This is a genomic window from Streptomyces incanus, assembly GCF_042656345.1.
GTDB lineage: Bacteria > Actinomycetota > Actinomycetes > Streptomycetales > Streptomycetaceae > Streptomyces > Streptomyces incanus.
Map to the genome: position 1 here is coordinate 1 of NZ_JBHSPC010000134.1, position 9,952 is coordinate 9,952.

The window sequence follows — 9,952 nt, forward strand, 5'->3', positions numbered from 1 at the left end:
CCGGAAACGCGGCATCCTCACCGACACGCTCGGGCTGATCCTCGTCGCGATCGTCACCGTGGCGAGCCTCTCCGAAAACGCCGTGGGAACACAACTCCTTGACCGGGTCAGGGAAACGTATCCGACCATCACGAAAAGCTGGGTCGACACCGGCTTCAAGAACGCCGTGGTCGAGCACGGAGCGCGGCTCGGAATCGATGTCGAAGTCGTCAACAGAAACCCCGGAGTTCGCGGTTTTCACGTCGTGAAAAGGCGCTGGGTGGTGGAGATCTGTCAAGCACAGTGCACTCATGGAGTCTGTTGCTCTGTCGTCTCGGCGGTCTCGGTCCAGATGCGGCGGCTGTACCAGCCGGGCGGACGGGTCCGGCGTTCACGGAGTTCGGCGAGTTCTCGCTGGTCGGCGTGGGCGATGAGGCGGTGGGGCCAGCAGCTCTCCCGGCGGGTGGTGATCCAGCCGCGGTTGATCCAGGCGTAGAGAGTGGAGGTGGTCATGTCCAGCTCGGCGGCCAGGTGCCCCAGCCACCACTCGTGGGGGCCGGGCTCCTCGCCGGGTGGTGCGGGGCGGTGCCGGTGGACACGGCCTGCGGGACAGGCCAGGCGTCGCATGAGGTCGCGGACGGTGGCTGCGGAGATCCGCTTGCCGCCCTTCGCGGGCCGCAGGCCCTCGGCTTGAAGGCGGTCGGCGATCCCGCCGGCTCCGATGCCCTGGCCCGCGAGTTCGCGGATCCGATCGGCCAGTTGCGGGTAGTAGCTGAGCTGTTCCAACCGCTGGACCGGGCGGATGACCTCTCCCGCCGTCGTGCTCCCGCCGGCCCAGACGATGGTGACCTTCACCCGCTCGCTGGTGCCGAGCACGGTGACGACGACCTTGTCGACGACCGCGCGGATGATCTCCTTGCGGTCCGCCGTCGTGGTGCTGCGGGCGCGCCACAGACCCTCGATGTCGCCGGCCAGAGCCGTGATGGTCTGCCGCTCGGCCAAAGTGAGGATGTGCGGACTGCTGCGGGTGAAGCGGTCGTACTCCTCGCAAAGCCGCTGCTGGGCGGCGAGTGCGTCCTCCCACTCCTTCTCCAGCTGGCGCACGACCAGGCGGTTCTCCGGTTCGGCGAGGTGGTGGCTGCGGCGGGCCCGGTCGGCATCCTGCGCGGCGCGTTCCAACCGCCTCGACCACAGCCGTTCCAGCTCGGCCCGCTCGGCCAGGACCTGGTCGGCCGCGCGCAGGGACACCTCGACGGCGGCGGGCGTCAGTGCCGCGAGGACCTGTTGTTCGACGAAGGCGTCCACGCAGGCGGCGTTGAGCAGCTGGCAGCTCTTGTGCGCGCCGTAGTTGGTCACGTCCCGGGCGCACACGTATTCGGGCAGGGCCTTGCTGTGCTGGGTGTGGTAGCGCACGCTCATGCGCCGGTTGCAGCGCCCGCAGTGCACCAGCCCGGCCGTGAGCGCGGGGCCGCCTCGTATTGCGCCCATGGCTTCGGCGCGGGCGCGGTTGGCCGCCAGTTTCGCCTCGTTCGCCTCGAACCGGGCGACGGTGATGTGGGCGGGCAGGGCATTCGGGATCATCACATGCCATCCGTCCCGGGAGCGGACGACCCGTCCGGTGCTCGGCCGGGCCGGGTCCTGGCGGCGCGGGTCGACCCGGCGCCGCCCGTAGGCGTAGATCCCGGCATAGGCGGGATTGTGCAGCAGGGTCTGCAGCGTCATCCGGTTCGGCCTGCGCCATTCCAGGGTGCCCCTGTCCGGTCCCTCCCGCAGCCGGATGCCCAACTGGATGTCGTTCTCGACGAGATAGCGCAGCACACCGTGCAATGTGCCGAGCCGCTCGAACTGCGCGAAGATCAGACGGATCACGGTCTGCACCTGTTCGTCCGGGTCCAGGGCGGCCTCCCCGGACGGGCGGCGGACGTAACCGCTGGACAGGGGGAAGGCCAGCTCGCCGCGGCGGGCCTTGTTCAGGCGCCCGCTCCACATCCGTTGCTTGATCAGGTGCAGTTCGGCCTCGCTGATCGTGCCCTTGAGCCCCAGCAGCAGCCGGTCGTTGTACTCGGCCGGGTCGTAGACCCCGTCGGTGTCCGCCAGTACCGCACCCGACAGGGCGCACAGCTCGATCAGCTGGTACCAGTCCCTGCCGGAGCGGGCCAGGCGGGACATCTCGATCCCCAGCACGAGACCGACGTGGTCCAGCCCGATCTCGGTGACCAGCCGCTGGAAGCCGGTGCGGGCCACCGCACTCGACGCCGACCTGCCCAGGTCCTCGTCGATCACCAGGATCCGGTCCGCCTGCCAGCCGAGCGCGACCGCCCGGTCCACCAGGGCGTACTGCAACCGGGTCGACTCCTGGTGGTCGACGAGCTGCCGGCGGGTGGACTGGCGGATATAGATCACCGCGAGCCGCTGCAGGTGACGGTCGTCGATCTTGCTGCCGGGCCGCTCCCATGGCATCACCGAGGTCATCGCCGGTCCCGCTCACTCGCCGTCGCGGCCGCCGACAACGCGCGGCTCGCCAGCCGCACCAACTGCCCCACCACCGCCTGCCGGTTCACCTCCGGTAGTGCTGCCCACACCTGCCCGTCCGGCACCGCCAAAATCGTCCTCTGGGGCCGACGTCACTGTCGTCGCGCATGGCGACTCATCTCCCTTGTCACGGTCCCGCAGCCGCTCGGCCACCGCGGCCAGCCGCAGCAGGCCCTCACGACCGATTATCGGCGCCCGCTCACTGTCCAGACCATCCATATGTGCAGTGTGACTGGGCGATGGAGCGGAGTATCGGCTGGATCATGATGCAGCGCCGACTCGCCCGCGACTACGAGACTCTCGCCACCGGCTCCGAAGCCATGATCCACCTCGCCTCGATCGACAACCTTGCCAAGCGCATAACGGACGAGACCACACCAACCTGGCGAGGCACCTACTAGGCCATAAGCGGCAATCCGTCCACGCTAAACGCCCTCTTAGCGCGGAACAAGTTGCCGCGAGGCTGGCCGCGCCATGGCCTCCTGCGACCGCGTCAGGCGATGGCGCGGCTGAGGAAGTCGCGGATGTGCTGGGTGATGGTCTCCAGATGGCTCTCCAGGGCGAAGTGTCCGGATTCGATCAGGTGGATCTCGGCCTTGGGCAGGTCCCGCTGGAAGGCGTGGGCGCCTTCCGGGCCGAAGATCTCGTCGTTCGCGCCCCAGACGGCCAGCAGCGGCACCTGGGAGTCGCGGAAGTACTGGTGCACCGCCGGGTAGAGGTCCACGTTGGTGGGGTAGTCGCGGAAGAGTTTGAGCTGGATCTCCTTGTTGCCTGGCCGGTCGAGCAGCGCCTGGTCGTGGACCCAGTTGTCGGGGCTGACGAGGCTTTGGTCGGCTACGCCGTTCACGTACTGCCAGCGGGTGACTTCGGCGGTCAGCGCGCCGCGCACCGGTGCTTCGGTTTCCGGACCCGGTGCCTTGGCGTAGGCGAACAGGCCGTCCCAGAAGGGCTTGACGAAGCCGTCGGTGTAGGCATTGCCGTTTTGAGTGATGATCGCAGTGAGGCGCTGCGGGTCCTGCAGCGCAAGCTGCCACCCGATGGGTGCGCCGTAGTCCTGTACGTACATAGCAAACCGGTTGACGCCCAGGCGGTCGAGCAGCCCCGAGGTGATCTCGGTGAGGGCGTCAAAGGTGTAGGGGAACTCGTCGAGGCTCGGCATTGCCGACTGGCCGAAGCCAATGTGATCGGGCGCGATGATCCGGTAACGGTCGGAGAGGGCCGGGATCAGGTTGCGGAACATGTGCGAGCTTGTCGGGAAGCCGTGCAGCAGGACCACGACGGGTGCCTGCGCGTTACCGGCCTCCCGGTAGAATACCTCCAAGCCATCGACGGCCACGGTACGGTGGTGCACGGCGTATGCCATCACTCTGACCCCTTCGTTCAACACGACACGAAAGCCGAGCCGGACAGCTACACCGCCCCTGAACTGGGCGGGGAGACGTCGAGGCGGGACAAGCGGTGAATCATCTACGCTATCGAGCGAACCTCAGCGACCGCCCCGCGGCAAGTCGGGACCAACAGGTCTGACCCGTCGAAGCGCCGGGACCAGCGCGTCCTCCGCGTGCGTCTTCCGGGAGGAACGGACGGGAAACACATGGAGTGTCCCACGTGTCCGAGTGTCCGAGTGTCCGGTTAAGGCCCTCATCTATGGAAATGACCCGGATAGCCAAGATGACAGGTGTCCGGGCTGTCCGGTCAGAGATGGCTGCAACACTGCGGGTGCCGATCATTCGTCCGGCCTGGTCAAGTGGCACATTCGTACTCGTGCAGCGTCACGCCGAGTCGTTCGCGGCAACGGACCTGAAGGTTCCCGATCTTCCCTGGTTCGGTGATCGGTTCGGGGAGCGGGCGGAGCGGGGCCTCTTGGTTCAGGGCTCGGTGGGGCCGGTGGCCGTTGTAGAAGGATTCGAACTCGCGCAGCGCGTGGAGCAGGTGGCGCTGGTCCCCTATGAGGGTGCGGTCCAGCAGCTCGCGTCGGCAGGTCTGTATCCAGCGCTCCATGAGGGAGTTCATCCGGGGCATCCGGATGCCGGTGGTGACAACCTTCAGGCCGGCGTCGGCCAGCAGGGCGTCGAAGGTCGCGGTGAACTTCGCATCTCGGTCGCGGATCAGGAACCTGGCCCTGCTCGCCGCGTCCTCAAGGTCCGTGACGAGATTGCGCCCGAGCTGCACCACCCACTGCACTGTGGGGTGCGCGGTGACACCCAGAATCCGGATCCTCCGCGTGGCGTGCTCGATGACCGCAAAGGCGGGCAAATGGACCCCGGTCAAGGTGCAGGTCTCGAAGAAGTCGCAGGCCACAAGCGCGTCGGCCTGGCTGCGAAGGAAGGCGGCCCAGGTCGTGCCTTGGCGTTCGGGTGCGGGCGGGATGCCGTGCTCCTTGAGGATCTCCCAGACCGTGGAGGCGGCGACCTTGATGCCCAGTGCCGCAAGTTCACCATGGATCCGGTGATACCCCCACGAGCTGTTCTCCCGCGCCAGGCGCAGCACCAGGGCGCGGATCGAGTGGACGGTGGGCGGGCGCCCGCGACGCTTCGGCACGCAGGTCGCGGCGTGCCGGCGCTTGAGAAGATTGCGGTGCCACCGCACGATCGTGTCCGGGCGGACCAGCAACGGGAGCCGCCGCAGCCTCTCCCTCGGCAGGCGGTGGAACAGACCGGTCGGCATCACGCGGTCGGTGTCGGTGAACGCGGGCTTGCCGGCCTGGCGTTGCAGGACCAGCAGCTGATGCCTCAGCGCCAGGATCTCGATGTCCTTGTCCCGGTCGCTCATCGGCAGCAGGCGCAGCAGCGTGACGGCGGTGGTCGCGGTGACGTAGGCCAGGCGCAGCAGCATGACAGGCCATCATGCCGTCCCTGCCTTCTGCATGTGTGGACAGCCAGGAGGGCGACGAGCGCGACTCAAGATCAGCGATCAAGCCTGTCACCTGCCCGGATGATTTATCGGCACCCGCACCACCCGATGGGAAACAGAGCACAGCGCGTCCGGCCGACTTCGACCCCGACGCCTTCCTCGTCGTCCCGGCCAGGACATTCGAGGACCTACGCATCGGCGAGGCCCTCCGGGCCCCGGCCGGACCCTGACGAACGCCCATGCCGCAGCGTTCCAGACGGTCTCCGCAGACAACCATCCGGTGCACTACGACGCTGAATGGACCCGCAAGCGCGGACACCCCGCGCCGGTGGTACACGGTCTTCAGATGCTGGCCTTCACCGCACCCGGGGCCACCTTGTTCCCGCACTTCATCGGCGAAGTGTTCATCAGTTTCCTCGAACTGTCCTGCACCTTCCTGGCGGAGGTGCACTCCGGGAACACCCTGTACCCCGCCCTCACCATCACCGGGCTGGAACCGCAGGGCGACACCGGCATCGTGGTCACGGCAGCCACCATCCACAACCAGCGCGGCGTACTTGTGCTGTCAGGACAGCACAAGTACCTGCTCAGGCGCCAGTAGCCCGGCCGGGCGACCACCCGTACCGCACCTCTGTCGCTGAAAGAACTCCGTCCGGAGCACCTCGCTGCCAAGGGCGATGGTCAGCGGGCGGTCGCCCACGTCCGGTGTGCCCAGTCGGCGAAGCGGGTCCAGCGGACCTCGGGGTGAGCAGCATGGAGGGCAGGAATGTCGACGCGATAGCCAGGGCCGTTCAGAAACGTCCACATCGCATGCATGTCCGGGTTGCCGATCGCAGTCAGCGGTACTTGCTCATAGCGGACTTCCCGTCCCAGGGCCGCGCCGAGCGCGGCCGCCATCTGGGTGGGAGTGGGTGCGTCGCTGGCTAGTTCAATGCGCTGCTCGAGGTACGGGGCGGGGTTGAGCAGCACTTCCGCCGCGAACGCGCCGAGGTCGGGGCGGGCGAGCTGCTGCAAAGGCCGGTCGGGCGGCAGCGGCAGATCGAGAACGCCGTCGAGGATGCGCTCCGCTCCGCCCAGCGCGTTGTCGAAGAAGTACGTCGGCCCCAGAATCGTGTACGGAACATCGCCTGCGGTCAGTTCCGCCTCGATGCGCGCCTTGCTCTCGAAATGCGGTACCCCGCTGTCCTGGTCGGCCCCGGCCACCGAGCTGAACACGAGATGCGGAACGCGCTCCTGCGCCGCGGCGGAGAGGATCGCCCGCCCCTGGCCCACCTCTGCCTCGACACCGGCCTCGAAGGGCGTGGTGAACGCGAAGACACCGGCCACCCCCTTCATGGCCGTGGCGAGCGACTCACGATCGCTCAGGGAGCCCGCCACCACGTCGACACCCTGCTCGGCCAGTTGCCGCGCGGCACTTCGACCGGGGTCGCGTACCAGCGCCCTGATTCGGGCTCCGCGACCCAGCAGCGCGTCGGTCACAGCCCCGCCCTGTCCGCCTGTCGCGGCGAGCACCAGGATCGGCCCATGCGCCATGAAAGAACTCCCTTCCCTGCAGAGGGGCATCAGATCCGAAGTCGGCCCCAACCAACTATGCGTCACGAACGACAGCGCACGATAACGACCCGCGCGAGAAGGGCGCTGGAGGGCTCGACCCCGTGCACGCACAGTCATGACGATAGTCCGACCGGCGCCTGGCGTTCCCCACCTCACACGATCGCCGGAAGAAGAGAGACCCATGCAGTCGGCATCTTCACCGTCGGGGACGTGACGACCGACCCGACCAATGCCCGTACTCCGTCAGAGCACGAACACATCAAGGCGATGGTCGCCATCGCCCTCAAGTCGGAGGAGATGGGCCTGGACGTCTTCGCGATCGAAGAGCACCACAATCCGCCGTTCGTGCCGTCGTCCCCGACCACCATGCTCGGCTACATCGCGGCCCGTACCGAGTAGCTGATCCTGCCCATCACCACAACGCTGATCACCACCAACGACCCGACTGGGAATTCGGCTGCCGGATCAACTCGTCCGGGTCAGCGGCCGGGGCCGTCGACTGAGGTTCCCCCGAGATGCGGAGGATGCTGGCAGAGGGCCAGATGGTTCTCATGAGAGGAACGTCGATCATGGCTGCCCCCAGGAAGTACTCGTTGGAGTTGCGTGAGCGTGCGGTACGGATGTACCGGACCTCCGACCCGAAGCCCCAGATCAAGCGTCTGGCCATCGAGCTCGGTGTCCATCCCGAGGCCCTGCGTGGCTGGATCCGGCAGGCCGAGGCCGATGCCGGCGAGCGGGACGACCGGCTGACCACCGATGAACGCGCCGAGCTCGCCGCGCTGCGCAAGGAGAACGCCCAGCTCAAGCGCGCGAACGAAGTCCTGCGGACGGCCTCGGCTTTTTTCGCGGCGCAACTCGACCCGACCCGGCCCGGGTGACGGCGCTCCTCGAGGAGCATCCGCACCTGGGAGTCGAGTGCGTCCTGCGGGAACTGCACATCGCCTCCTCCACCTACTACCGCCGGCGCCGCGCCGAGCGCGAGCCGTGCGCGCGCACGTGTCAGGACGCCGTGCCGACCGGGCGGATCCGGCAGATCCACACCGCCTCCGGCGGAATCTATGGCTCGCCCCGCGTCCATGCCGTCCTCAAACGCGAAGGCGTGGCGGTCGGCCGCAAGCGGGTGGGGCGATTGATGCGTGAGGCCGAGCTCGCGGGCGTCAGCCCGCGCCGCAAGGGCTTCACCCGCCGCGACCCGAAGGCCACGCTCGCCCCGGACCTGGTCCGGCGCGACTTCACCGCGCCCGCGCCGAACCGGCTGTGGGTCACCGACCTGACCATGGTGCCCACCGGCGAGGGCCCGCTGTGGCTGTCCGCGATCCGCGACGCCTTCTCCCGCCGGGTGGTGGCCTGGGAGACCTCCGCCCGCGCGGACGCCGACCTGGTCCTGACCACCCTCGAGTACGCCCTCGCCTCCCGCGAGCCCGACCCCGGCACGCTGATCCATCACGCGGACCACGGGTGTCAGTACACGTCTGTGAAGCTCACAACTGGCTTGGTGCGAGCGGGTGTTCAGGCGTCCATGGGTTCCGGCGGAGACTCATACGATAACGCCCTGGCGGAAAACCTGTGGATGCTGATCAAGACCGAGGGGCTGGGCGGGCGCACCTTCACAACGAGGGCCGAGGCGAACCTCGCGCTCTTCGAGTACATCGACGGCTTCTATAACAGTCGCCGCATCCAGGAGAAGCTCGGCTGGCTCAGCCCCATCGAGTTCGAGGAGAAGTACTACGCCGACCAGGCAACGGCCGAACGAGCGAACCTGAGACCCCGCAGACCCGTCCTGACCAGCTAGCCTGCGCGTTTCATCCGGGGTCGCGTCCGGATCATGATCGGAAAAGCGAAAGTGCCTTCTGAGCCGCAACGATGAGGCTTGTCTAAGAGTGGGCCCGTCGGGATTCAAGTGGCGCGCTGGTATGTCCCTGGCCTGCGGTGGTCTGGCGAAAACCGCGCCAGTTGTTCACCGACGGGCCCACAGTGCGGGATGTGAGAGTGCGGTACGTGAGCTGATGTCCGTTTGCCGCTTGGAACTGGGAGAGGAGCCCTGGTCGGCGGGGCGGGCCGGCGGTCAGGGGCGGGGCTGGATGAACAGGCCGGGTTCGGGTTCGGTGAGGACGCCGCGGGTGACCAGGCGTTTCAGCTTGGACCGGATGCCTTCGGTGTTCTTCGGGAGAAGGGGCAGGTCGAGGGCCTCGCAGAGGTCGCGGGCCCGCATCGATCGGCCGGTGTCGGCGAAGACCGCGAGGATCTGCCGGTAGGCGGGGTGGTCCGGCGCCTCGGCTCGGGGTGGATCGTCGGCGGGGGCCGGTGCGGGGATGCTCAGGAGGGTTTTGCGGGTGATGCGCAGGTTTTCGGTCTCCGCGTCGAGTTCGCCGAGGCGGGCGGTGAGGTCCTCGATGGACGAGCGGAGCCGTCCGGCCTGTTCGCCGAGTTCGCGCTCGCGGGCCTCGATGTAGGCGAGGACGTCTTTGACCTGGGGGGTGTCGCTCATGCGGTCCGCCAGGTGGGGAGGGTGGCGTCGGTGAGCCGGCGGGCCATGACGGAGGTCATCGCCCAGAAGACGCGGGAGCGGGAGGTGGCAAGCCGGTGTTCGTAGTCGCGGACCAGGCGGCGGTAGAACATCAGGGTCCCGTTCGTCTGCTCCACGATCCATCGCTTGGCCTGGGGGGCGAAGCCCTTGTCGGCCGGGTTGCGTTCGACGATCTCGACGTCGATGCCGTACTGCTTGCCGTGGTCGACGACGGTCTTCTTGAACCCCTGGTCGACCAGGGCTTTACGCACCGTGTCGGTCTGGGCGGCCACGCCGTCCAGCAATGCGAGGCCGGCGGCGTTGTCGTGTGCGGACGCAGGCAGGACGACGGCCTCCACGACGAGGCCCAGGACGTCCACGGCCAGGCATCTCTTGCGGCCCGGCACCTTCTTCGCGGCATCCCGGCCGGTCGTGGTGGCCGGCACGCCGACGGCGACGTGGATGCTCTGTCACGGCAGCTGTAGTTCGTGAGGCGTAAGGCAACGCGGCTGGTCAGCGTGGTGGATG

The 9,952-nt window shown here is 67.9% G+C and carries 8 protein-coding genes and 4 pseudogenes; 6 read left to right on the top strand and 6 right to left on the bottom strand.

The genetic code is table 11. From position 1 onward, the window contains the following. A pseudogene (locus tag ACFP2V_RS34055) lies at positions 1-268 on the top strand (IS5/IS1182 family transposase); the annotation flags it as partial. Positions 269-288: 20 nt separating this feature from the next. On the opposite strand, the gene ACFP2V_RS34060 reads toward ACFP2V_RS34055, so the two are convergent. Beyond that, entirely contained in the window at positions 289-2,451 is a 2,163-nt protein-coding gene (locus ACFP2V_RS34060) for a recombinase family protein (protein WP_381219137.1), read from the bottom strand. Positions 2,452-2,744: 293 nt separating this feature from the next. On the opposite strand from ACFP2V_RS34060, the pseudogene ACFP2V_RS34065 reads away from it, so the two are divergent. Next, positions 2,745-2,912: pseudogene (locus tag ACFP2V_RS34065) on the top strand (IS5/IS1182 family transposase); the annotation flags it as partial. A gap of 92 nt (positions 2,913-3,004) precedes the next feature. Here ACFP2V_RS34065 and ACFP2V_RS34070 read toward each other — a convergent pair. Continuing rightward, on the bottom strand, positions 3,005-3,874 hold the full coding sequence (locus ACFP2V_RS34070; protein WP_381219138.1) for an alpha/beta fold hydrolase: 870 nt from the start codon (positions 3,872-3,874) through the stop codon (positions 3,005-3,007). A 380-nt stretch (positions 3,875-4,254) separates the two neighbouring features. Further along, positions 4,255-5,346 carry an integrase core domain-containing protein gene (locus tag ACFP2V_RS34075; protein ID WP_381219140.1) on the bottom strand — a complete coding sequence of 364 codons (1,092 nt, stop codon included), beginning with the start codon at positions 5,344-5,346 and terminating at the stop codon, positions 4,255-4,257. A 244-nt stretch (positions 5,347-5,590) separates the two neighbouring features. Here ACFP2V_RS34075 and ACFP2V_RS34080 point away from each other — a divergent pair, with 244 nt between their 5' ends. Next, a complete protein-coding gene (locus ACFP2V_RS34080; protein ID WP_381219149.1) occupies positions 5,591-5,965 on the top strand; it encodes a MaoC family dehydratase in 375 nt (124 codons plus the stop codon). Between the two features lie 80 nt (positions 5,966-6,045). On the opposite strand, the gene ACFP2V_RS34085 is transcribed toward ACFP2V_RS34080, so the two are convergent. After that, a complete protein-coding gene (locus ACFP2V_RS34085) occupies positions 6,046-6,897 on the bottom strand; it encodes an NmrA/HSCARG family protein (RefSeq protein WP_381219142.1) in 852 nt (283 codons plus the stop codon). A gap of 180 nt (positions 6,898-7,077) precedes the next feature. Here ACFP2V_RS34085 and ACFP2V_RS34090 point away from each other — a divergent pair. The 3 genes and pseudogenes from ACFP2V_RS34090 to ACFP2V_RS34100 all read left to right on the top strand — a co-directional run. Then, positions 7,078-7,314 (top strand): annotated as a pseudogene (locus ACFP2V_RS34090) (LLM class flavin-dependent oxidoreductase); the annotation flags it as partial. A 173-nt stretch (positions 7,315-7,487) separates the two neighbouring features. Then, positions 7,488-7,796 carry a transposase gene (locus ACFP2V_RS34095; RefSeq protein ID WP_381219144.1) on the top strand — a complete coding sequence of 103 codons (309 nt, stop codon included), beginning with the start codon at positions 7,488-7,490 and terminating at the stop codon, positions 7,794-7,796. Further along, the gene (locus ACFP2V_RS34100) at positions 7,793-8,710 is read left to right on the top strand and encodes an IS3 family transposase (protein WP_381219145.1); all 918 of its coding nucleotides are present in this window, start codon (positions 7,793-7,795) and stop codon (positions 8,708-8,710) included. Before ACFP2V_RS34095 ends, ACFP2V_RS34100 begins: the two co-directional genes overlap by 4 nt. A 273-nt stretch (positions 8,711-8,983) precedes the next feature. On the opposite strand, the gene ACFP2V_RS34105 is transcribed toward ACFP2V_RS34100, so the two are convergent. Together ACFP2V_RS34105 and ACFP2V_RS34110 are read right to left on the bottom strand one after the other, a co-directional pair. Beyond that, on the bottom strand, positions 8,984-9,406 hold the full coding sequence (locus ACFP2V_RS34105) for a hypothetical protein (protein WP_381219147.1): 423 nt from the start codon (positions 9,404-9,406) through the stop codon (positions 8,984-8,986). Beyond that, positions 9,403-9,894 (bottom strand): annotated as a pseudogene (locus tag ACFP2V_RS34110) (transposase); the annotation flags it as partial. The pseudogene ACFP2V_RS34110 and the gene ACFP2V_RS34105, both read right to left, overlap by 4 nt. Positions 9,895-9,952: the final 58 nt, after the last annotated feature.

What these genes read in the sequence shown, in the direction of transcription:
- ACFP2V_RS34070 (WP_381219138.1), bottom strand. Translation starts at nt 3,874, where the DNA reads ATGGCATACGCCGTGCACCACCGTACCGTGGCCGTCGATGGCTTGGAG.
- ACFP2V_RS34085 (WP_381219142.1), bottom strand. Translation starts at nt 6,897, where the DNA reads ATGGCGCATGGGCCGATCCTGGTGCTCGCCGCGACAGGCGGACAGGGC.
- ACFP2V_RS34060 (WP_381219137.1), bottom strand. Translation starts at nt 2,451, where the DNA reads ATGACCTCGGTGATGCCATGGGAGCGGCCCGGCAGCAAGATCGACGAC.
- ACFP2V_RS34075 (WP_381219140.1), bottom strand. Translation starts at nt 5,346, where the DNA reads ATGCTGCTGCGCCTGGCCTACGTCACCGCGACCACCGCCGTCACGCTG.
- ACFP2V_RS34105 (WP_381219147.1), bottom strand. Translation starts at nt 9,406, where the DNA reads ATGAGCGACACCCCCCAGGTCAAAGACGTCCTCGCCTACATCGAGGCC.
- ACFP2V_RS34095 (WP_381219144.1), top strand. Translation starts at nt 7,488, where the DNA reads ATGGCTGCCCCCAGGAAGTACTCGTTGGAGTTGCGTGAGCGTGCGGTA.